The organism is Streptomyces sp. NPDC054887, from assembly GCF_053610585.1.
In genome coordinates this window covers 1-20,857 of record NZ_JBSGYQ010000026.1, presented here as the reverse complement: position 1 = coordinate 20,857, position 20,857 = coordinate 1, and the positions used below count along the sequence as shown (strand labels likewise).

Annotated in this window: 19 protein-coding genes and 1 tRNA gene; 12 read left to right on the top strand and 8 right to left on the bottom strand. The window is 72.3% G+C overall.

What is annotated here, in order from left to right:
- Positions 1 to 30 precede the first annotated feature (30 nt).
- From ACWGH0_RS16805 to ACWGH0_RS16795, 3 genes are all read left to right on the top strand, one after another.
- Positions 31 to 729: a GntR family transcriptional regulator gene (locus tag ACWGH0_RS16805; protein ID WP_453404892.1), complete on the top strand. Its 699-nt coding sequence runs from the start codon at positions 31 to 33 to the stop codon at positions 727 to 729.
- The gene (locus ACWGH0_RS16800) at positions 726 to 3,161 is read left to right on the top strand and encodes a glycosyltransferase (RefSeq protein ID WP_453404891.1); all 2,436 of its coding nucleotides are present in this window, start codon (positions 726 to 728) and stop codon (positions 3,159 to 3,161) included. The genes ACWGH0_RS16805 and ACWGH0_RS16800 overlap by 4 nt, the downstream gene beginning before the upstream one ends.
- A 94-nt stretch (positions 3,162 to 3,255) precedes the next feature.
- Complete coding sequence (locus tag ACWGH0_RS16795) at positions 3,256 to 3,906, top strand: hypothetical protein (protein WP_453404964.1); 651 nt, start codon at positions 3,256 to 3,258, stop codon at positions 3,904 to 3,906.
- A 45-nt stretch (positions 3,907 to 3,951) separates the two neighbouring features.
- Here the strand turns inward: ACWGH0_RS16795 and ACWGH0_RS16790 are convergent, their stop codons facing one another.
- A complete protein-coding gene (locus tag ACWGH0_RS16790) occupies positions 3,952 to 4,707 on the bottom strand; it encodes an SLATT domain-containing protein (RefSeq protein WP_453404890.1) in 756 nt (251 codons plus the stop codon).
- Positions 4,708 to 4,991: 284 nt separating this feature from the next.
- On the opposite strand from ACWGH0_RS16790, the gene ACWGH0_RS16785 reads away from it, so the two are divergent.
- The 3 genes from ACWGH0_RS16785 (at position 4,992) to ACWGH0_RS16775 (ending at position 6,648) form a co-directional block, all read left to right on the top strand.
- Entirely contained in the window at positions 4,992 to 5,327 is a 336-nt protein-coding gene (locus ACWGH0_RS16785) for a YbaB/EbfC family nucleoid-associated protein (protein WP_453404963.1), read from the top strand.
- Between the two features lie 63 nt (positions 5,328 to 5,390).
- Positions 5,391 to 5,990, top strand: coding sequence for a recombination mediator RecR (recR, locus tag ACWGH0_RS16780; RefSeq protein WP_069927754.1), 600 nt, complete (start codon positions 5,391 to 5,393; stop codon positions 5,988 to 5,990).
- Positions 5,983 to 6,648: a DUF5063 domain-containing protein gene (locus ACWGH0_RS16775; protein ID WP_453404889.1), complete on the top strand. Its 666-nt coding sequence runs from the start codon at positions 5,983 to 5,985 to the stop codon at positions 6,646 to 6,648. Before recR ends, ACWGH0_RS16775 begins: the two co-directional genes overlap by 8 nt.
- Here the strand turns inward: ACWGH0_RS16775 and ACWGH0_RS16770 are convergent.
- On the bottom strand, positions 6,645 to 8,111 hold the full coding sequence (locus ACWGH0_RS16770; protein WP_453404888.1) for an oxidoreductase: 1,467 nt from the start codon (positions 8,109 to 8,111) through the stop codon (positions 6,645 to 6,647). The genes ACWGH0_RS16775 and ACWGH0_RS16770 overlap by 4 nt on opposite strands.
- A 273-nt stretch (positions 8,112 to 8,384) precedes the next feature.
- Here ACWGH0_RS16770 and ACWGH0_RS16765 point away from each other — a divergent pair, with 273 nt between their 5' ends.
- The 4 genes from ACWGH0_RS16765 to ACWGH0_RS16750 all read left to right on the top strand — a co-directional run bounded on the left by ACWGH0_RS16765 (position 8,385) and on the right by ACWGH0_RS16750 (position 13,184).
- Positions 8,385 to 9,656, top strand: coding sequence for an aspartate kinase (locus ACWGH0_RS16765; RefSeq protein ID WP_453404887.1), 1,272 nt, complete (start codon positions 8,385 to 8,387; stop codon positions 9,654 to 9,656).
- Positions 9,657 to 9,663: 7 nt separating this feature from the next.
- Positions 9,664 to 10,722, top strand: coding sequence for an aspartate-semialdehyde dehydrogenase (locus ACWGH0_RS16760; RefSeq protein ID WP_453404886.1), 1,059 nt, complete (start codon positions 9,664 to 9,666; stop codon positions 10,720 to 10,722).
- Between the two features lie 267 nt (positions 10,723 to 10,989).
- The gene (locus ACWGH0_RS16755) at positions 10,990 to 11,652 is read left to right on the top strand and encodes a SigE family RNA polymerase sigma factor (RefSeq protein ID WP_453404885.1); all 663 of its coding nucleotides are present in this window, start codon (positions 10,990 to 10,992) and stop codon (positions 11,650 to 11,652) included.
- Positions 11,649 to 13,184 carry a hypothetical protein gene (locus ACWGH0_RS16750; protein WP_453404884.1) on the top strand — a complete coding sequence of 512 codons (1,536 nt, stop codon included), beginning with the start codon at positions 11,649 to 11,651 and terminating at the stop codon, positions 13,182 to 13,184. The genes ACWGH0_RS16755 and ACWGH0_RS16750 overlap by 4 nt, the downstream gene beginning before the upstream one ends.
- Positions 13,185 to 13,253: 69 nt before the next feature.
- On the opposite strand, the gene ACWGH0_RS16745 is transcribed toward ACWGH0_RS16750, so the two are convergent.
- Complete coding sequence (locus ACWGH0_RS16745) at positions 13,254 to 14,165, bottom strand: SURF1 family protein (protein WP_453404883.1); 912 nt, start codon at positions 14,163 to 14,165, stop codon at positions 13,254 to 13,256.
- A 57-nt stretch (positions 14,166 to 14,222) separates the two neighbouring features.
- Positions 14,223 to 16,025, bottom strand: a complete 1,803-nt coding sequence (locus tag ACWGH0_RS16740) for a prolyl oligopeptidase family serine peptidase (protein ID WP_453404882.1) — start codon at positions 16,023 to 16,025, stop codon at positions 14,223 to 14,225.
- A 177-nt stretch (positions 16,026 to 16,202) separates the two neighbouring features.
- Here ACWGH0_RS16740 and ACWGH0_RS16735 point away from each other — a divergent pair, with 177 nt between their 5' ends.
- Positions 16,203 to 17,432: a serine hydrolase domain-containing protein gene (locus ACWGH0_RS16735; RefSeq protein WP_453404881.1), complete on the top strand. Its 1,230-nt coding sequence runs from the start codon at positions 16,203 to 16,205 to the stop codon at positions 17,430 to 17,432.
- Positions 17,433 to 17,440: 8 nt separating this feature from the next.
- On the opposite strand, the gene ACWGH0_RS16730 is transcribed toward ACWGH0_RS16735, so the two are convergent.
- The 4 genes from ACWGH0_RS16730 to ACWGH0_RS16715 all read right to left on the bottom strand — a co-directional run bounded on the left by ACWGH0_RS16730 (position 17,441) and on the right by ACWGH0_RS16715 (position 20,177).
- A complete protein-coding gene (locus ACWGH0_RS16730; RefSeq protein ID WP_453404880.1) occupies positions 17,441 to 17,788 on the bottom strand; it encodes a hypothetical protein in 348 nt (115 codons plus the stop codon).
- A 396-nt stretch (positions 17,789 to 18,184) separates the two neighbouring features.
- Positions 18,185 to 18,258, bottom strand: a tRNA-Pro gene (locus ACWGH0_RS16725).
- A gap of 28 nt (positions 18,259 to 18,286) precedes the next feature.
- A complete protein-coding gene (locus ACWGH0_RS16720) occupies positions 18,287 to 19,036 on the bottom strand; it encodes a Pr6Pr family membrane protein (RefSeq protein WP_453404879.1) in 750 nt (249 codons plus the stop codon).
- 193 nt (positions 19,037 to 19,229) lie between these two features.
- Entirely contained in the window at positions 19,230 to 20,177 is a 948-nt protein-coding gene (locus ACWGH0_RS16715; RefSeq protein WP_453404878.1) for a metallophosphoesterase, read from the bottom strand.
- Positions 20,178 to 20,320: 143 nt separating this feature from the next.
- Here ACWGH0_RS16715 and ACWGH0_RS16710 point away from each other — a divergent pair, with 143 nt between their 5' ends.
- On the top strand, positions 20,321 to 20,785 hold the full coding sequence (locus ACWGH0_RS16710; protein ID WP_453404877.1) for a GatB/YqeY domain-containing protein: 465 nt from the start codon (positions 20,321 to 20,323) through the stop codon (positions 20,783 to 20,785).
- Positions 20,786 to 20,857: the final 72 nt, after the last annotated feature.

Here is a 20,857-nt window from a genome sequence, read left to right as displayed (position 1 = left end):
GTCCGGAGCCATCCGAAGGGGAAAGACGCCATGCCCGCGAGCGGACCTGTGACCCGCAACACCCTGCGGCAGCAGATCGCCGACGCGCTGCGTGACGAAGTGCTCGCGGGGCGTCTGCGCCCGGGCCAGGAGTTCACCGTCAAGCAGATCGCAGACCAGTACGGCGTCTCCGCGACACCGGTCAGGGAGGCGCTCGTCGACCTGACGGCGCAGAGCCTGCTCGACTCCGACCAGCACCGCGGCTTCCGCGTCTGCGAGATCTCCGTGGCGGACTTCCGTTCCATGGTCGAGGCGCGCTCGCTCGTCTGCGACGCCGTCTTCCACGAGCTGGCGCGCAGCGGCTGGAGCGGCGCGCGCGCCGATGTGCTGCTGGCCGTCAGGCGCCGGGCCGAAGAGGCGGCGCGCGCCGCCCGCGCGGGCGACCTCGACATCTTCATCGGCTACGACCTGCGTTTCTGGCGCGAACTCGGCGCCCTCGTCGACAACCCGCACATCGCCGGCTTCCTGCACCGGCTGCGGCTGCGCTGCTGGGTCTTCTCCGTCCCGTACCTGCGGGGCGACCCCGCGCTGCGGGACCGGATGTGGCAGGACCACGCCGAAGTCGTGGACGCGGTGACGCGCGGCGACGCCGAGGCGGTCCGTGCGGTGGTCGCGGCGTACCACGCGCGGATGCTGGCGTGGGCCGGGGAGCTGGCCGGCGGCGAGCGGCTGGAGCGTCCGCAGCAGTGAGAGCCGATCTGACGGTCGTCGTCCCCGCCTACAACGAGGAACGGCGGCTGGGCCCCACCCTGGACGCGATCCGCGCGCACCTGAACGCCAACCCCGGCCGCTGGAACCGCTGGGAGCTGATCGTCGTCGACGACGGCTCCACCGACGGCACGGCCGACGCGGTACGGGCCGCCGCCGCGAAGGAGCCGCGCATCCTGCTGGTGGAGGCCGACGAGACCGGCAACCGGGGCAAGGGCCACGCCCTGCGGCGCGGCGTCCTCGCCTCGCGCGGCGCCCGGGTGCTGGTCACGGACGCGGACCTGGCCACCCCCATCGAGGAACTCGACCGCCTCGACAAGGAACTCGCCCAGGACGAGGAGGGGCTCGCCGCCGCCATCGGCTCGCGCGCGCATCCCGAGTCGTCCATCGACGTGCACCAGCGGCGGGTGCGCGAGTGGCTCGGACGGCTCGGCAACCGGCTCATACGGGCCGTCGCCGTGCCCGGCATACGGGACACCCAGTGCGGCTTCAAGCTCTTCGACGGCGACAAGGCGCGGGCCGCCTTCGCGGACGCCCGGCTCGACGGGTGGGGGACGGACGTGGAGATACTCCAGTTCTTCCGGCGGGCGGGATGGCAGGTGGCCGAGGTCCCGGTCCGCTGGGCCCACCAGGCCGGCTCCAAGGTCAGACCGGTCGACTACCTCAACGTGCTCGTCGAACTCGCGCGGCTCAGGTTCCGGCGCGTACGACGCGTCGACCTGGCCGTGGCGGCCCTCTTCGTCCTCGCCTCCGTACTGCTCTACAAGGGCCTGTGGGCGGACCTGGACCGCCGCTACCTCGCCGACTCGGGCCAGGACCAGAACCAGTGGGAGTGGTTCTTCGCGGTCACCGCCGACAACGTGACCCATCTGCGCAACCCGCTCTTCACGACCGCCCAGAACCATCCCGACGGCGTGAACCTGATGGCGAACACCGTCATGCTCGGGCTGTCCGTGCCGTTCGTCCCCGTGACGCTGGCCTTCGGGCCGACCACGACCTGGGCGCTCGTGCTGACCGGCGGCCTGGCCGCCACCGCCGTCGCCTGGTACTGGCTGATCGCCAAGCGCCTGGTCACCAGCCGCCGGGCGGCGGCCACCGGGGCCGCGCTGTGCGCCTTCGCGCCGCCGATGATCTCGCACGCCAACGCCCACCCCAACTTCGCCGTGCTCTTCATGATCCCGGTGATCATCGACCGGGCCCTGCGGCTCTGCGAGGGGGACGGGGAGCGGACCGTACGGGACGGGGTGCTGCTCGGGCTGTTCGCGACGTACCAGATCTTCCTCGGCGAGGAGCCGCTGCTCCTCGCCGCCATGGGCATGCTGCTCTTCGCCGGCTTCTACGCCCTCGCGCACCGCGAGGCCGCCCGCGCCGCCCGCCGTCCGCTGCTCAAGGGGCTCGGTGTGGCCGCCGCCGTGAGCGTGCCGCTGGTGGCCTTCCCGCTGTACTGGCAGTTCTTCGGCCCGCAGAGCTACCACAGCGTGCTGCACGGCGACAACGCCGGCAACAGCCCGCTCGCCTTCCTGGAGTTCTCCGGGCGCGCGCTGCTCGGAGACGAGGCGCGGGCCGATCCGCTCGCCATGAACCGCACCGAGCAGAACGCCTTCTTCGGCTACCCGCTGGCCGGACTCGCCTTCGCCGTCGCGCTGGCCCTGTGGCGGCTGCCCCTGGTCAAGGCGCTCACCTTCACCGGGCTCGGTGCCGCGCTGCTGTCGCTCGGGCCGAGGGTGCGCGTCCCGTACACCGAGGTGGTCCTGCCGGGGCCCTGGCGGGTCCTCGCCCACCAGCCGCTGTTCGAGTCGGTCATCGAGTCGCGGGTGGCGATGATCTGCGCCCCGGTCCTCGGCATCCTGGTGGCGCTGGCGGTGGACCGCGTGCGCACCGCCCCCGACCGTTTCTCGCGCACGCTCGGGCTCACCGCGATCGCCCTCGCGCTGCTGCCGATCGTCCCGACGCCGCTGCCGGTGCGGGAGCGGCCCGACGTCCCGGCCTTCATCGCCGACGGGACGTGGAAGCGTTACGTCGCCGAGGGCGAATCGGTCGTTCCCGTGCCGCTCCCGGACCCCGGCAACGCGGAGGCCCTGCACTGGCAGTCCGCCACGGCCCCCGACTTCGCGGTCCCCGGCGGCTACTTCAACGGCCCCTGGGGCCCGGACCGCATCGGCATCTACGGCGCCGCCCCCCGCCACACGTCGAACCTCCTGCGGGACGTCCGCTACGGCGCCGCGGCCCCCGCCATCGGCCCCGACTGGCGGGCCCAGGCCCGCGCCGACCTGAGGTTCTGGCGGGCCGGAGTGCTCGTGCTCGCGCCGCAGGACAACGACGAGGCGCTGCGCGAGACGGTGTCGCGCCTGCTCGGGCAGCCGGCGAAGCGGGCGGGCGGGGCCTGGATCTGGGACGTGGGCGCGGGCCGGTGACGGGATCGGGTCGCGTACGCCAACTGTGCGCGGCGACGCGGTAGCACTACGCTTCCTGGACTGTCGCACGAATCCAGTGGAGAGCGAGCCGTACGTGGCCTGTGACCTGTGGCTGGTCCCCCTCGTCGATGTGCTGTGCCACAGCCCCGACAATCCCTTCGCCGAAGAGATCGCGTCGTACGACAAGGCCCTCACCGACGCGGGCCTGCCGACCGTCCCCGTGTTCGCCTACATGCCGGGCCTCTCGGGCGACGTCGCCCCGGTGGCCGGCTTCGACTACGACGCGCTGCACTTCCTGCGGCGCGCGTACCTCCTCCAGCTCTGCGGCCTGGAGGTGACGCCGGTGGACGCCCTCGGCGGCGACTACGAGCAGCTCCTGGAGATGTTCGAGCCGACGGCCCGGCAGTCGCACCTGGTCTGGCACTACGACCACGCCGGCGCGTACGTCCCGGTGGATTACGCGGAGCCCCTGTCCAACGAGGAACTGCTCGCGGGCGGCGGCCCTCTGGGCTCCACGCAGGGCCTCCTGCGGGAGCTGGAGTTCGTCGCCCCCTCGATCGGCATCGACCCGGCGAACCCGCCGTCGGCGCCCCGCCCGCCCGAGCGCCCGACCACCCTGGAGGAGCCGGCCGACGCTCTTCCGTACGACGAGAACCCCTTCGCCCGCGAACGCCACGTCTGGCTGGGCCTGCACGCGGCGGCGACCCGGAGCCTCGGCCAAGGCTCCATGATCATCTTCAGCTGACCGGCCGACCCGCCGAAGCGGCGGCCCCCGGGACCCGGGCCCGCGTCAGCGGGGCGACTCCGGAGGCCGCTGCCGGGGCATGTTCGGCCGCGTCCCCGGAGGCAGCGGGTACCGCCCGCCCGGCGCGCCCCCGTCGCGGTGGCGGGGACCGCCCGGTCCGCCCGCCGACTGCATCACCAGCGGCGCGGGTCCCGCCCGGAACTCGATCATCCAGTCCGCCGTCTCGGACCGGACCAGCTCCGAGATGTCCTCCGAGAACCGCCGCAGGATGCCCAGGCAGCGCTCGGCCGCCTCACCGGCCGTCCCCTCCGTGGGGCCGAGCATCTCCCGTACGCTCTCCGTCGCCCAGTCGAACTGGAGCGCCTGCAGCCGGCGCTGCACGGCCTGCGCCGCCGCCACGTCGCGCATCCACCCCGAGGTGAGCCCGAAGTACCGGTCGCAGGCCATGCACGCGGCCCCCAGGAGCAGCGGCAGGTACCCCCACGCGGCGGCTCCGTCGACCGCCCCCGCGAGGTCGACGAGCGGCAGCGCGGCCCCTGCGATCACGCCGGCCGCCGTGCCGGTGCGCAGTACGCGGGCCGCTCGGCGCTTGCGGGCCCGGTCGGCGAGGTACCAGTCGGTGGCCCGGAGCGCGCCCGCCTCGACCCAGCGGTAGAGCTCGTCGAGACGCTCCGCGGGCTCGCCCCAGTCGCCGAGCGGGAACGGCCTCCCCAGCAGATCGTCCTCGTCGTGCGACTGATCGGTCGCACCCCCGCCCTCCGTCCAGGCGGGCCCCTCGGGCTGCATCTCCGGCTGGCTCACCGGGCACTCCTCTGCGCTTGCGCTCTGTCCGTGACATTGCGGGTAGTGGTGTGACGTGGTGCGACGTGCTGTGACGCAGTGCATACGCATGCTCTTCCTACCGCCGAATGGTGGGCCGTGGGGCCGATACACCGGCATTACCGGCCGGAAGCGTGCCGTGGTCAGGTAGAGGAGCCGCCGGGTCTCACCCGAAAGAGTCGCGGCGTACGGCATGGGCGCGGCGCCCGGCGAACACGTAGGCTCGCTGTACCGAAACAATCGTCGTCGAAGTGCCAGGAGTGACCGTGATTCCCGGTGGTGGCCAGCCCAACATGCAGCAGCTGCTCCAGCAGGCCCAGAAGATGCAGCAGGACCTCGCCAGGGCGCAGGAGGAACTCGCCAGGACCGATGTCGACGGCCAGGCCGGCGGCGGGCTGGTCAGGGCGACCGTCAACGGCTCCGGTGAGCTGCGCGCACTGGTGATCGACCCCAAGGCGGTCGACCCGGAGGACACCGAGACCCTCGCGGACCTCGTCGTCGCCGCCGTGCAGGCCGCGAACGAGAACGCGCAGCAGCTCCAGCAGGAGAAGCTGGGCCCGCTGGCCCAGGGGCTCGGCGGGATGCCGGGACTCCCCTTCTAAGCCGGGCCCGCAGCAACTACCGTACGTACCAGGCAGGACCGGCAGGGCAAGGAAGGCAATCCGTTGTACGAAGGCGTGGTCCAGGACCTCATCGACGAGTTGGGCAGGCTGCCCGGCGTCGGTCCCAAGAGCGCGCAGCGGATCGCCTTCCACATCCTCCAGGCCGAGCCGACCGATGTGCGCCGCCTCGCCCATGCCCTCCTGGAGGTCAAGGACAAGGTCCGCTTCTGTGCGGTCTGCGGCAACGTCGCGCAGGAGGAGCGGTGCGGCATCTGCCGTGATCCGCGCCGCGACCCGGCGGTCATCTGCGTCGTCGAAGAGCCCAAGGACGTCGTCGCGGTCGAGCGGACGCGGGAGTTCCGCGGCCGCTACCACGTGCTCGGCGGGGCGATCAGCCCCATCGAGGGCGTCGGCCCCGACGACCTGCGGATCCGCGAGCTGCTGGCCCGCCTCGCGGACGGCGCCGTCACGGAGCTGATCCTGGCCACCGATCCCAACCTGGAGGGCGAGGCGACGGCCACCTACCTCGCCCGGATGATCAAGCCGATGGGTCTTCGGGTGACACGCCTGGCCAGTGGACTCCCCGTCGGGGGAGATCTTGAGTACGCCGACGAGGTCACGCTGGGCCGTGCCTTCGAGGGGAGACGATTGCTCGATGTCTGACGTCAACGCAAAGCTGCTGCACGCGGTCGCGCAGGACCCGGACGACTTCGCCGTCCAGATCGCCGACCAGATCGAGAGCTTCATCGTCGCGGTCACGGAAGTGGCCAAGGGCGACGAGCCGGACAGCGCCGTCCCGTTCCTGCTGCTGGAGGTCTCCCAGCTGCTCCTCGCGGGCGGCCGGCTCGGCGCGCACGAGGACATCCTCCCCGACGAGCGGTACGAGCCGGACCTCGGCCCCGAGCCGGACCCGGACGACCTGCGGCAGCGGTTCGCCGTGATGCTCGATCCGATCGACGTCTACTCCGAGGTCTTCGACCCGTACGAGCCGCGCAAGGCGCCCGTCCCCTGCCGCATCTCGGACGACCTGGCCGACGTCATCACGGACCTGCGCCACGGCCTGGCCCACTACCGGGCGGGTCGCACCACCGAAGCGCTGTGGTGGTGGCAGTTCTCGTACTTCTCCAACTGGGGATCCACCGCGTCCGCCTGCCTGCGCGCCCTCCAGTCCCTGGTGGCGCACGTCCGCCTCGACCAGCCGCTCCAGGAGCTCGACGGCCTGGACACGGACGAGGACCTGGGCGAGGAGGACCTGGAGGCGGAGGCCGGCCGGGTCATGGCGCAGGAGATCGCCGGGCCGCTCGGCCTGAACACCGTCTAGTTCTTCGACAGGGCCCGCGTCACCCCGGCCAGCACGGCGGTGGTCAGCACCCAGCCGATCGCGACGAAGGCGTACGCCAGCCACTGGGCGTCCCCGCCCGCCCAGTGCCATGCGCCGCGCTGCCCCAGGCCGCCGACGGGGATCAGCAGGTCGAGCGAGTACACGAAGGCGTCGAACGGCGGCCCCTCGCCGGGCTTCACGGGCGTCGGCGTCAGCCGTCCGAACACCACCGTCCCCGCGGTGGTCAGGGCGGCGAGCCACACCCCGGCCAGCCACGGCCGGTAGCCGTAGCCCACGGTGACGTCCAGCAGGGCGCCCCACACGCGCCCCGCGGCGCGCGCCGTCCGGCGCCGCCGGCGCTGCTTGTGCAGGAGCACGCGGCGGGCGTGGTCGTCGTGGCCGATGCGCCGGTAGTACGACGCCAGCTGCTCGTACGGCTGGGGCGCGTAGTCGTGGTCCCGCAGGAACCAGAGCAGGCGCCGCGCCGGCGCGTCCCCGCCGGGCATCGCGTCCTCGTCGCCGAACCGTATGGAGTCGTACACGAACCCGTCGAGCCGCAGGACCGGCGGCCAGGTGCGCCGGTCGTCGACGACGCCCGCGGCGTGGACGTTCCGCAGGTCCACCCGGCCGCCCGGCGGGGCGGCGAACCGCAGGTCGAGGTCGGCGGTCCGCATGCCGATGCAGACCAGCGACGTGCCCGTCCCCGACAGGTCCGCCCCCTCGAACGACAGCAGGTCGCCGACCTGGGCGCCGCGCAGCCGCACCTTTCCGTCGGCGGTGAACCCGCGCGAGAGCCGCACCGTGCTGACCGTCATGTTGTCCCCGTTGAGCGCCACGCCCCCGGGCGCCTCCAGCCGCGCGCCCCGCATGAACAGGCCGCCGTTCAGCTGGGCCCCCGGCAACTGGACCGTCCCCTCGGCGCGGAACCCGTCCTCGCAGTACAGCGCCCCGTCCAGCACCATGCCGCCGCCGGACAGCGCGATGCCGCCGGGCGCCGAGAGCGTGGCCCCGGTCAGCAGCAGCTCGCCGCTGACGTGCGCGTGGATGAGCTGGACGGCGAACCGGTCGTCGCTGCCCTCCACGACGGATCCGCGCAGGGTCAGCCGGCCCCCGATGCGGGCGCTGGGGGCCCGGAAGCCGGGCAGCCGGCTGTCCACGATGCCCACGGCCAGGGTGGAGGCCGCCTCCAGACTCACGCCCTCCTCCAGCACGCACTCCCGGAGCCGCAGGAGGTGCCGGATCTCCGCCCCGTCGAGCGCGATCCGCCCGGTGATCCGCGCGCCGGTGAGCCGGAGGGCGGGTACGGCCCCGGCGGGCTCGGCGTTCTGTCCGAGCAGCAGCGCCACGACGACGGCCGCCCTGACCGTACGGTCCTCACCGCCCCGCAGGTCCACCTCGCGCCCCGCGGGGAAGGCGTCCCACAACTGGCGCTCCGGCGGGGTCAGTTCCTCGTATGACAGCACGGGTGCAGCGTACGGGCGGCGGCACGCCGGCGAGGCCCGTACGGCCGCCGCCGGTCCGCGCCGGGGGACGGGCACCCCCGGCGCGGACCGTGTGAGCCGGGACACCTTTCGCGTACCCTGCCCGTCGCCGGGCAGGGGTCCCCGTCGAGCGGGCAGGACCTGCCGACGTGACCGAGTCGTGAGCGGGACATCTCACGATGCGGTACCACGTGGGCAGGCCCCGTCCGCTCGGTAAACTGAGCCGACCGCAGTAATGACTAACGAGGAGCGCACGTGGGCCTTGTCGTGCAGAAGTACGGAGGCTCCTCCGTTGCCGATGCCGAGGGCATCAAGCGGGTCGCCAAGCGAATCGTCGATGCCAAGAAGAACGGCCACCAGGTCGTTGTCGTGGTTTCGGCGATGGGCGACACGACGGACGAGTTGATCGACCTCGCCGAGCAGGTATCCCCGATCCCTGCCGGACGTGAATTCGACATGCTGCTGACCGCGGGTGAGCGGATCTCCATGGCGCTGCTGGCCATGGCGATCAAAAACCTGGGCCACGAGGCCCAGTCGTTCACGGGCAGCCAGGCAGGTGTCATCACCGACTCGGTCCACAACAAAGCGCGCATCATCGATGTCACGCCGGGCCGTATCCGCACCGCCCTCGACGAGGGCAACATCGCCATCGTCGCCGGGTTCCAGGGTGTGTCCCAGGACAAGAAGGACATCACCACCCTCGGCCGGGGCGGGTCGGACACGACCGCGGTCGCCCTCGCGGCAGCGCTGGACGCCGAGGTCTGTGAGATCTACACCGATGTGGACGGCGTCTTCACCGCCGACCCCCGGGTCGTGAAGAAGGCCCGGAAGATCGACTGGATCTCCTTCGAGGACATGCTGGAGCTCGCAGCCTCCGGCTCCAAGGTGCTGCTGCACCGGTGCGTCGAGTACGCACGCCGATACAACATCCCGATCCACGTCCGCTCGTCCTTCTCCGGACTGCGCGGCACCTGGGTCAGCAACGAGCCGCAAGGGGACCAGCAGGTGGAGCACGCCATCATCTCCGGAGTCGCCCACGACGTCTCCGAAGCCAAGGTCACGGTCGTCGGTGTGCCGGACAAGCCGGGCGAGGCCGCGGCGATCTTCCGGGCCGTCGCGGACGCCGAGATCAACATCGACATGGTCGTGCAGAACGTCTCGGCCGCGTCGACGGGTCTCACCGACATCTCCTTCACCCTTCCCAAGACGGAGGGCCGCAAGGCCATCGACGCCCTGGAGAAGACGAAGAGCGCCGTCGGTTTCGACTCGCTGCGCTACGACGACCAGATCGGCAAGATCTCCCTCGTCGGCGCCGGCATGAAGACGAACCCGGGCGTCACTGCGGGCTTCTTCGAGGCGCTCGCCGACGCGGGCGTGAACATCGAGCTGATCTCGACCTCCGAGATCCGCATCTCGGTCGTCACCCGCGCCGACGACGTCAACGAGGCCGTGCGCGCCGTGCACTCGGCCTTCGGCCTCGACAGCGACTCCGACGAGGCGGTCGTCTACGGCGGCACCGGAAGGTGACGCACCAGTGACGGGCAAGCCGACGCTCGCGGTCGTCGGAGCGACCGGAGCCGTCGGCGCCGTCATGCTCCAGATCCTGTCCCAGCACGCCGATGTCTGGGGCGAGATCAGGCTGCTCGCGTCCCCGCGCTCGGCCGGCCGCAAGCTGGTCGTGCGCGGGGCGGAGACCGAGGTCCTGGCGCTGTCGGAGGAGACCCTCGCGGGCGTCGACGTCGCCATGTTCGACGTACCCGACGAGGTGGCCGCACGATGGGCGCCGGTCGCCGCCGCGCAGGGCGCGGTGGTGGTGGACAACTCGGCGGCCTTCCGGATGGACCCGGACGTCCCGCTGGTCGTGCCCGAGGTCAACCCGCACGCCGTACGGGCCCGCCCGCGCTCCATCGTGGCCAGCCCGAACTGCACCACCCTGTCGATGATCGTCGCGGTGGGCGCGCTGCACGCCGAGTTCGGCCTCGCCGGGCTCGTCGTCTCCTCGTACCAGGCGGTGAGCGGCGCGGGCCGGGCCGGCGTCGACACCCTGCGCACCCAGCTCTCGATGGTCGCCGGCACGGAGCTGGGCACGCACCCCGGCGACGTACGGCGGGCGGTGGGTGACGACACCGGGCCCTTCGCCGCGCCGATCGCGCTGAACGTTGTGCCGTGGGCCGGTTCGCTCGCCGACGACGGGTGGTCGTCCGAGGAGCTGAAGGTGCGCGCCGAGTCGCGCAAGATCCTGGACCGGCCCGGGCTTCCCGTGTCGGTCACCTGCGTGCGGGTTCCGGTGCTCACGACGCACTCGCTGGCCGTGCACGCGCGCTTCGAGAACGAGGTGTCGGTCGAGCGGGCGCACGAGATCCTGGCGACCGCGCCGGGTGTGGTGCTGTTCGACAACCCGGCGGCGGGGGAGTTCCCCACGCCGGCCGACGTGGTGGGCACGGACCCGACGTGGGTGGGGCGGGTGCGGCGGTCGCTGGACGACCCGACGGCCCTCGAACTCTTCGTGTGCGGCGACAACCTCCGCAAGGGCGCCGCGCTGAACACCACGCAGATCGCGGAGCTGGTGGCCGCCGAAATCGGGGCGGCGTAAACCCGAACACTGCGTAGAATCTGTGAACGCTCTGTGAGTACGTCGAAGTCTGTACTACTTGTACCGGGGCATTGCTTCGTTCGATTATTCGCTCCCCGCCTTGCTGCAACCGGCAGTCAGGAGGGGAGCGTCTTTGCGGTAGCCCCCGGCAAAGTGTCGCGACAAATGGGGCATTCAGGAGGGGGTACGCATGGGGGCGATTGTCGCACCGTCAAAACCGGTGCCTCGCGCGTACAACCCTGTCGGGGGGACGAGTGTCCAACAGGCGTGGCAGAGGTTCTCGACATCACAGCGGTCCCGGTTCGCGGCGCGACATTGCGTCCGATCCGGCGTCCCCGCACGCCCGGCGGCATGCCGGTGATCGCCCCCATGCCGACGGCGCGTTCCGCTTCGCGCATACCGTCCCCGCGCGAGGGCGCTGACGACGCCATGACCGCGGGCACCACAGTCGACCACCTGACCGAGACCTACCGGGCCCATTACCGTTCCCTGCTCGGTCTGGCGGCGCTGCTGCTGGACGACACGGCCTCGTGTGAGGACGTCGTGCAGGAAGCGTTCATACGTGTGCATTCCGCGCGCAACCGGGTCCGCGACCCGCAGAAGACCCTGGCCTACCTGCGCCAGACCGTGGTGAACCTCTCCCGCTCGGCGCTCCGGCGCCGCATCCTCGGGCTGAAGCTGCTCTCGAAGCCGATGCCCGACATGGCGAGCGCGGAGGAGGGGGCGTACGACCAGCTGGAGCGCGACGCGCTGATCAAGGCGATGCGCGGCCTCCAGCGGCGTCAGCGCGAGGTGCTGGTCCTGCGGTACTTCGCGGACATGACCGAGGCCCAGTGCGCCGAGACGCTGGGCATATCCCTGGGCTCGGTGAAGGCGTACGGCTCACGCGGCATCGCGGCGCTCCGCGTCGCCATGGAGGCCTCGGCATGAGCAGCGAGCAAGAGCGGCACGGGCCGGACGGGCCGTTGAACGACCTGACTGGAAAAGCGATTGTGAACGACGGGCCGAACGAGCGCGAAGACGGCATCGAGCCGGAAGCGGAGCCGACCTCCGAGGCGGATCACGAGCAGAGCGCGGAGTCGGACATCGAGCAGAGCAGCGGGCACAGCACCGAGCGGGACACGGAGCCGGCGGACGCGGAGCAGGCGGACACCGAACCGGCGTCCGCCGAAGCGGCCTGCGCCGAAGTGGTCTGCGCCGAGCCGGAGTCCGCGGAAGCGGCCACGGCGAAGCCGGAGGCCGTCGAGCCGGGCACCGCGGAGCCGGAGTCGGCGGAGCTGGAGTCCGCCGCGGCGGAGACCGCCGAGCCGGTGGTGGCCGAGACTGCCGACGCCGACGCCGAGCCGGCTGACGTGCAGCCTGCTGACCCCGGGCCCGCCCCCGCCGAGTTTCACGACTTCGGCACCGACGAGCTGGCCCTGCGCCGGATGCTGCGCGGCGCGGTCGAGGAGCTTGAGCCCTCGCAGCACGCCCTCGACCACCTGCGCAAGGCGGTCCCGGCCCGGCGCGCCAGGCGGCGCCAGGCCGTCGTCGGCATGGCGGCCGCCGCGCTCTTCGTGGGCATGGCCGTGCCCGCCTTCGTCCACGTGGCCAACACCGGCAGCGCGTCCGACGCCCGGCCCTCGATAGCCGGTCACGGCCAGGACACGCACGGCGGCACCGGCTGGCAGAAGGGCAACGAGGGCGGAAAGAGGGAGGCGGACAGGCCGTCCGACAAGTCGACCTCGAAGACGGACAAGGAAAAGAAGAAGGACAGGGCGAAGAACCCCGGAAAGGGTTCGTCGGACACCGGCTCGGGAACGGGCGCCGGTACGGGAACGGGCGGCCAGGCCCCGGGCAGCGCGGCCGCGTCCCTGCCGACGTGCGGCGCCGCCCAGCTCGGCACCGAGGTCGCCGCGGCCAACCCCGCGGACGCCGAGGGCAAGGTGTACGGCGTGTTCCGTATCGCCAACATCTCCGGTACGGCGTGCACGATGGCCGGCGGCGGCATGGTGAGCGTTCAGGCGTCGGGAGCGGCCGACCCGGCCCGCATCAACGTCGTCGACCACACCTCGGGAGACGCGGCGTCCGGTCTGCCGGACCCGTCCCTGGAGACGACCGGCCTGCTGCTGGAGCCGGGCAGGGCGTACGAGGTGAGGTTCGCCTGGGTGCCGACGGAGACCTGCCCGACGACAGGTACGCCGCCCGACCCGTCGCCCTCCCCCGAGGACCCGGGCACCGGCCCGGTCACGACCAGCGGCGGCACGGGAAGCGGTGAATCCAGCGGGAGCACCGGGACCGGTGGCGAGGGCGGCACCGAGCAGACCGGTACGCAGCCCCAGCTCGGCACCGAGGACGGCGGCACGGCGGACGGCAGCGTCACGGTGAGCCACACGACCGCGGCGGGTGCGCCGACCGCGGTGGCCGTGGTCCCCAACGCCTGCGCGGGAACGGTCTACCGCACGGGCGTGCTCGCGGGGTAACGACGCCGGACACGCCGACGGGGCGGGAGCGGCCGGAAACCGGCACTCCCGCCCCGTCGTCGTAACCCGTCAGTCCCGCACACCACCGACAGCGGAACCGGCACCGGCACCGGCACCGGCACCCGCACCCGCACCCGCATCGGTACCGGCGACAGCTTCGGCACCGGCGTCGGCTTCGCTTTCGGTGTCACCTTCGGTCGCCGCGCCCACCGGGCCGCCCGGCCCCTCCACCGCGCCGGGAGCGATGCCCAGGGCGAGGTCCCGCGCGGCCTCCGCCTCCCGGCGCATCAGCCGGAACCACATGAAGAGCACGAAGCCGGCGAAGACGAACCACTCACCGGTGTAGCCCAGGTTCTGGAACGCCTTGAGGTCCAGGCCGCTGCCCTGCGGGGCGACCGCGGGCACCGGCCGCATGCCGGAATCGCCCTCGGTGAGCGTGATCCAGGCGTCGTACACGTCGTACGGGACCAGATTGACGAGCGAAGCCGCGCTGATCATGCCGAGCTGCCCCTCCGGGAGCCCGCCACCCGTGTGCACCCCGTCGGTGCCCGGGTTCTCGGACGCCTGGAGCGCGCCGGTGACCGTGACCTCGCCCGGGGGTGCGGGGGGCGCGTCGCCGCCGGCGGGCAGCCAGCCGCGCACGACGGGCAGCGCCTTGCCGCCGTCCGTACGCAGCAGGGTCAGCACGTACGCACCGGACTCGCCGTCGATCTTCCGCCCGGGCACGACGAACTGCTCGGCGTAGCGCCCGGTCGCGGTGGCCGGGCGCCCGGACGTCTCCTTGTCGACGGGCAGCAGCGTGTCGAGGGGCACGGCGGCCTGTCGGCCGGGGTCCGGCTTCTCCTCGGCGGCCTGGTGCGTCTCGACACGGTCTTCGAACCGACCGAGCTGCCAGGACCCCATGAACACGCAGAAGGGGATGGCCAGCACGACGAAGAGGTGGATCCCCCACCAGCGGGGCGTCAGCAGGAACCGGTACACCCCACCAAGGTACGGGCCCGCCGGCCCGTACCCCCAGCCCGGGGTCCGCCCGGCGCGCTACCCCAGGTGCCGCGCCGCGAAGTCGATCTCCAGGCGTACCTGCTTGATCCGCTCCTCCACCACCAGCGACCCGTGCCCCGCGTCGTACCGGTACACCTCGTACGCCGCACCCCGCGCCGCCAGCCGGTCCACGTAGTTCTCGACCTGCCGGATGGGACAGCGCGGGTCGTTGACGCCCGCCGAGATGTAGACCGGGGCCCGCACCGCGTCGACGTACGTCAGGGGCGACGACGCCGCGAAGCGGTCCGGCACCTCCTCCGGCGTACCGCCCAGCAGGGTGCGGTCCAGCGCCTTCAGCGCCTCCATCTCGTCGTGGTACGCCGTCACGTAGTCGGCCACCGGCACCGCCGCCAGCCCCACCGCCCACGCGTCCGGCTGCGTACCGAGCCCGAGCAGCGTCAGGTAACCGCCCCACGACCCGCCCGCCAGCACGAGCTTCGCCGGGTCCGCGAGCCCCGAGGACACGGCCCACTCCCGCACGGCGGCGATGTCCTCCAGCTCGATCAGCCCGACCCGGTGCTTGAGCGCGTCCGTCCACTCGCGCCCGTACCCCGTCGAGCCGCGGTAGTTGACGCGCACGACCGCGTAGCCGTGGTCGACCCACGCCGCCGGGCCGGCCGCGAACGCGTCGCTGTCGTGCCAGGCCGGCCCGCCGTGGATCTCGAAGACCGTCGGGAACGGGCCCTCGCCCGTGGCCGGCCGCTGCACGAGCGCGTGCACGCGCCCACCCGGGCCCTCCACCCACACGTCCTCGACCGGCACCGAGGCCGGCGCCCGCATCCCCGGCGGATCGAGCACCACGCGCCCGGACGTCGACCGCACCACCGGCGGCTCGGCGGCCGAGGACCAGAGGTACTCCACCGATCCGTCGGGCCGGGCCGTCGCCCCCGACACCGTCCCGGCCGGCGTGGGTACGGCCGCGAGCTGCCGCGTGGCGAAGTCGTACCGCCACAGCTCGCTGCGCGCCTCGAAGCTGTGCGCCACGAGCAGCGCCGAACCGTCCGGGTACCACTCGGCCGCCACATCGCCCGGCAGCTCGATCCCGAGCTCGGTCTCCTCGCCCGAGGCCACGTCCCACACCATCGGCTCCCAGCGCCCGCGCCGCTGGTGGCGCACAAGCAGCCGGGCGTCCCCCGCCACGGGCGCGAATCCGAGCACTTCGAGCCCCAGCTCCACCGCGCCGCCCCGGGTGTCGTCCAGATCGGCCACCGTCGTGCCGTCCAGCCGCAGCACGCGCAGCGCCGAGTGCATGGCGTCGCCGTGCTCGGTGTGCTCGATCGCGACGAGCGTGCCGTCGTACGACAGGTCCCCGACGTGGGCGGACTCCCGGTGCCGGTAGATCTCCACGGGCCCCGAACCGGGCCGTACGACGTGCACCGTGGAGCCGTCCTCATCGGTCGAGCGCCCCACGACCGCCGTGCCGTCCCGCCCGAGCGCCAGCCCGCCCGGGTACGACGGCTCAAGGCCCGGCGCGGCCGGCTCGTCCTCCCCGCCCCCGAACGGCTGCCGCATCCAGACGCCGAACTCGTCGCCGTCCGTGTCGCTGAACCACCAGATCGACTCGCCGTCGGGCGTCAGCACCCCGTCGGTGGTGCCGTTGGGCCGGTCGGTCGCCTGCCGCTGCGCCCCGCTCGCGCGGTCCCAGGCGTACAGCTCGTACGTCCCGGTGGCGTTGGAGACGAACAGCGCCCGGTCCGGCGCGTCCTCGGCCCAGTCGGGCAACGAGACGCGCGGAGCCCGGAAGCGCTTCTCCCAGTCGGGCATGGACATGTCCGTCGCGGCACCACTGCTGTCAGTCATCCCCCCATTCTGCTCCGCCCCTGTGACAACGCTCCGCCCCCTCCCGCCCCTTGCCCGGATCCGCGCGTGGCTCCGAACGAGTGGACTCGCCGGAACCCGTACCGGACGGGGGACCGCACAGCCCTGTCCGATGGTGATGTTGCCGTCTGATCCCATGACCGGAAGAGGCACCCCGACATGCGATGCACCCTCCACCGCCGGCTGTTCGTCGCAGCGCTGCTGGTGGCGGGCGTGCTGGCCCCGATGGCAGCCGCGCCCGGCACGGCCGTCCACGCCGCCACGCCCACCGCCGCGACCGCCGGCCCGTACCCCCAGGACGACTGCCCGCCCGACGGATTCGGTCCCCGGCTCACCGCCCGGCTCGACAAGACCGTCAAGGACGTCCGCAAGAAGGCGGACATCCCCAGTGTCGTCGTCGGACTGTGGATGCCCGGCAAGGGGTGCTACGTCCGCGCGACCGGCGTGGCCGACCGCGTCACCCGGGAGCCCATGTCCGCCGACTCCTTCGTCCGCATCGGCAGCGAGACCAAGACCTTCACGGTCACCGCGCTGCTCAAGCTGGTGGAGGAGGGCCGGATCGGGCTCGACGACCCGATCTCCGCCTACGTCGGCGGCGTGCCCGACGGCGACCGGATCACGCTGCGCCACCTCGCCGGCATGCGCAGCGGACTGTTCCCCTACACCGCCGACGAGGACTTCGACCACGCCCTGGAGAGCGACCCGCACCGCTTCTTCACCCCGGAGGAGTTGCTCGCGTACGGGTTCAAGCACCGGAACACCTTCACCCCGGGCGCCAAGTTCCAGTACTCCAACACCAACCTCGTCCTGCTCGGGCTGGTGATCGAGAAGGTGAGCGGCCGGCGGCTCGCCGACTTCATCCACCAGCGGGTGCTCCGCCCGGCCCACCTGCGCCACACGCTGTTCCCGGAGGGACCGGAGTTCCCCGAGCCGCACCCGCGCGGCTACACCGACCAGACGCTGAGCGGCGGCGTCGAGGACGCGACGGACTGGAACCCCAGTTGGGCCTGGGCGGCCGGGGCGATGATCTCGGACCTGCACGACCTGCGTCGCTGGGCCGGCATCCTCGCCACCGGGAAACTGCTGAGCCCCGAAATCCAGGCGCAGCGGCTCAAGACGCTGCCGACCGGTTTCCCCGGCACCAGCTACGGCCTCGGAATCTTCAAGGCCAACGGATGGATCGGGCACAACGGCTCGATCCCGGGCTACGAGACGGTGACCGTCTACCTGCCCGCGAAGAAGGCCACCCTGGTCATCATGATCAACACCGACATCGACAGCCAGGGCCAGGAACCGTCCACCCTGCTGGCCCGGGCGATCACGGCGGTCGTCACCCCGGACAACGTCTACGACGGAGCGGTCCACCCGCGCCGGGCAGCGAGCCGGTAGTCGGACGGTCAACCCGTATCGGCGCACCGGGACATCCACAAGAAGGCGTCCGCCGTTCGAGTGGCCAGTGTCCCGGTCCGCCAAGTCGCGGTGATGTCGCTCCAGTTGTGCAGACGGGCGCTGCGCGCTCCGTGCTCGGCCGCCTGGTCGTAGAAGAGACTGAACCCGTAGACCCTCCCGTCCGCGGAGACGACCCGCCCGTCCTCGTGATCGGGCCCCTCCTGCACCAGCTCGACGACGACCGTCCGGCCCGGATCGAGCCCCCGCTCCTCCAGCAGCTCCCGCAACCTCGTCCACAGGTCGTAGTCGCTGGTCCGCAGGAGGGCGGTGTACTGAACGACGATGCTTGAGACCACGAGCGCCATGATCGGCCCTACGACCGGCCCGGAGAAGCAGCGGACACCGTAATCCGCGCAAGCACCCGGCAACCGCCGCTTCCCCGGACCGGCGCACTTCCAAAGCCGGGATGTCAGCCGTGCCTGTCGAAAGAGCAGCACCCCACCCACCGGCCAGCCCACGCCCCCGCCGTCGCGATAGTCGCGTACGCCGATCACAAGGAGAAGGACGGCCAGGGGCAGCCCGGCCCAGTCGAGGGCTCTGCTGAACCGCGTCGCGGCAATCGAAGACTCGTTCACCCCCCGATCCTGGCAGCCACGAACGACCTCCACCAGACACAAGCGCGGATCGCCCCGCAGCAACGCCAGAGGGCCCTTACCTACCCGGTAAGGGCCCTCTGACCTGCTACTCAGCTGTCGGGGTGGCGGGATTTGAACCCACGACCTCTTCGTCCCGAACGAAGCGCGCTGCCAAGCTGCGCTACACCCCGATTGTCGCGCGCGTCGCGGCGACATCGATTACTTTAGCGGACTCCCGGCCGGAGGCGAAATCCGGTTTGCGCGGCGGCCCAGGTCGGGGCGCAGGCTGGGGCGGATGCGGTCCAGACCGACGAGCGCCAGGCCCAGGGCGTAGAAGGCCAGGCCGAAGAAGACCGCGTTGCCGACCACCCCCGCGTAGCCGTGCGCCTCGACGTCCAGGAAGGGGTACGGGTAGCGGGCCTCCGAGCCCGGGGGGAGCACGGCTCCCCGGGCCAGGGCGAACAGGAGATAGGCGAGCGGGTAGAGCATCCACTGGTTCGCGTGGCGCAGCAGGAGGCCGCCGGGGGCGGTGAGGACGAGCCAGTCCAGGGCGGCGGCGATCGGGGTGACCGTGTGCAGGAGCTGGTTCGAGGCGGAGCGCCAGCCGGTCATGGCGTGGGCGGGGTCGTCCGTCATAGAGAAGCCGCTGGAGCTGTTCGCCAGCACCAGGTGGTAGACGAGCCCGGTGATCGAGACGAAGAGCAGTACGCCGCCCGTGGTCCGCGGCGACAGCGGCGGGCGGCCCGTCCAGGCGCGGGCTGCCGAGACGGCGAAGGCGACGGCGACCAGGATGTTGGACTGGATCGTGAAATAACTCAGGACGCGGAGCGGACTGCCGAGGACCAGGTCGATCACCAGGCCGGTGACCGCCGCCGCGCAGACGAGCGTACGGAAGGCGGCGGTGTACGGACGGCGGCGAGGCGGGACGACGGCGGACGCGGGGACACCCGTGGGTACTGACGCGATCATCACCCCACCGTAGGGGCGGCGCCCGTGTTCCGCGCCAGGAGGGAGCCGCGCCGCGTCAGTGGCCCCGGCCGACGGGGGACGGCGGACCTTCGTACGGTGCCCGGCGTACGCGCCTCAACGGCCACGCACGGCAACCAGCGCCCCAGCGTCGCGGCCCCGCCTCACCGCTTCCCCGCCGGGCCCCCGCCCCGCCTCAGCGGCGTTCCACCAGGGTCAGCAGCGTCGCCTCCGGCGGGCAGGCGAAGCGGACCGGGGTGTAGCGGTTGGTGCCGCAGCCCGCCGAGACGTGCAGGAACGCGCGACGGCCGTCGGCCGTGTGGGTCGACAGGCCCTTCGCCCGGTCCTTGTCGATGTCGCAGTTCGTGACGAGCGCCCCGTAGAACGGGACGCACAGCTGCCCGCCGTGCGTGTGGCCCGCCAGGATCAGCGGGTAGCCGTCGCTCGTGAAGGCGTCCAGCGAGCGCAGGTACGGGGCGTGCACCACGCCGATCGAGAAGTCGGCCGAGGGCTCCGGGCCGCCCGCGACCTCGGCGTACCGGTCCCGCTTGATGTGGGGGTCGTCGACGCCGGTGAACGCGATCTCCATGCCGGCCATGCCGCCGAGCTTGAGCCGGCCCCGGGTGTTGGTGAGATTGACCCACCCCGCCGCGTCGAAGCCGTCGCGCAGCCGCTCCCACGGGTTGTGCACGGCGCCGACGGCCGGCGGGTTGCCGTTCAGCCCGTACCTGCCCTGCGCCTTTTCCAGCAGGTAGCGGGCGGGGTTACGGAGCTTGGGGCCGTAGTAGTCGTTCGAGCCGAAGACGTAGACGCCGGGGAACTCCATCAGCGGACCGAGTGCGTCCAGCACCTCCGGCACCCCGTCCGTGTCGGAGAGGTTGTCACCGGTGTTCACGACGAAGTCGGGGCGCAGGCCGGCCAGCGACTGCAGCCAGCGCTGCTTCTTGCGCTGCCCGGACACCATGTGGATGTCCGAGACCTGGAGTACGCGCAGCGGGCGCGCCCCCGGTGGCAGTACGGGTACGGTCACCCGCCGGAGCCGGAACGAGCGGGCTTCGAAGCCGGCGGCGTAGGCCACGCCGGCCGCGCCGACGGCCGCGATTCCCGCGGTGACTTTCAGGGGTACCCCGTAACGTGCGCGCATGCGCCCATCGTCGCAGACAGCGACCGCGCATGTAATCGGCAGGCGACCGCCCGGGCAATCGCCGGGCGACGCGCAGGTACCGCCGGGCGACCGCGCAGGTAATCGGCAGGCGTCAGTGGGTGCGTACCTGCCACACTTGCCCCATGACCACGCTCAAGTCCAGGCTCCAGGAAGACCTCACCACCGCCATCAGGGCGCGTGACGAGCTCACCTCGTCCACGCTCCGGCTGACCCTCACCGCGATCACCAAGGAGGAGGTCGGCGGCACGACGGCGCGCGAACTCTCCGACGACGAGGTGCAGAAGGTGATCGCCAAGGAGGCCAAGAAGCGCCGCGAGGCGGCCGAGGCATTCGCTCAGGGCGGCCGGACCGAGTCGGCCGAGCGCGAGAAGGCGGAGGGCGCGATCCTCGACGCGTACCTGCCCCAGCAGCTGAGCGACGACGAGCTGAACGCCGTCGTCGGGCAGGCCGTCGAAGAGGCGAAGGCCGCCGGCGCCGAGGGGCCGCGCGCGATGGGCGCCGTCATGAAGATCGTGAACCCGAAGGTCGCGGGCCGCGCCGAGGGCGGCCGTGTCGCCGCCGCGGTGAAGCGGCTCCTGGCGGGCTGAGCCGCACGGTACGGCGGACGAGTACGACGAAGGGGCGCCCGGTGGAATCCACCCGGCGCCCCATACGGTGTT

Coding starts and splice junctions, on each gene's coding strand:
- ACWGH0_RS16805 (WP_453404892.1), top strand. CDS start 31: ATGCCCGCGAGCGGACCTGTGACCCGCAACACCCTGCGGCAGCAGATC.
- ACWGH0_RS16775 (WP_453404889.1), top strand. CDS start 5,983: ATGTCTGACGTCAACGCAAAGCTGCTGCACGCGGTCGCGCAGGACCCG.
- ACWGH0_RS16750 (WP_453404884.1), top strand. CDS start 11,649: ATGAGCAGCGAGCAAGAGCGGCACGGGCCGGACGGGCCGTTGAACGAC.
- ACWGH0_RS16740 (WP_453404882.1), bottom strand. CDS start 16,025: ATGACTGACAGCAGTGGTGCCGCGACGGACATGTCCATGCCCGACTGG.
- ACWGH0_RS16735 (WP_453404881.1), top strand. CDS start 16,203: ATGCGATGCACCCTCCACCGCCGGCTGTTCGTCGCAGCGCTGCTGGTG.
- ACWGH0_RS16720 (WP_453404879.1), bottom strand. CDS start 19,036: ATGATCGCGTCAGTACCCACGGGTGTCCCCGCGTCCGCCGTCGTCCCG.
- ACWGH0_RS16715 (WP_453404878.1), bottom strand. CDS start 20,177: ATGCGCGCACGTTACGGGGTACCCCTGAAAGTCACCGCGGGAATCGCG.
- ACWGH0_RS16710 (WP_453404877.1), top strand. CDS start 20,321: ATGACCACGCTCAAGTCCAGGCTCCAGGAAGACCTCACCACCGCCATC.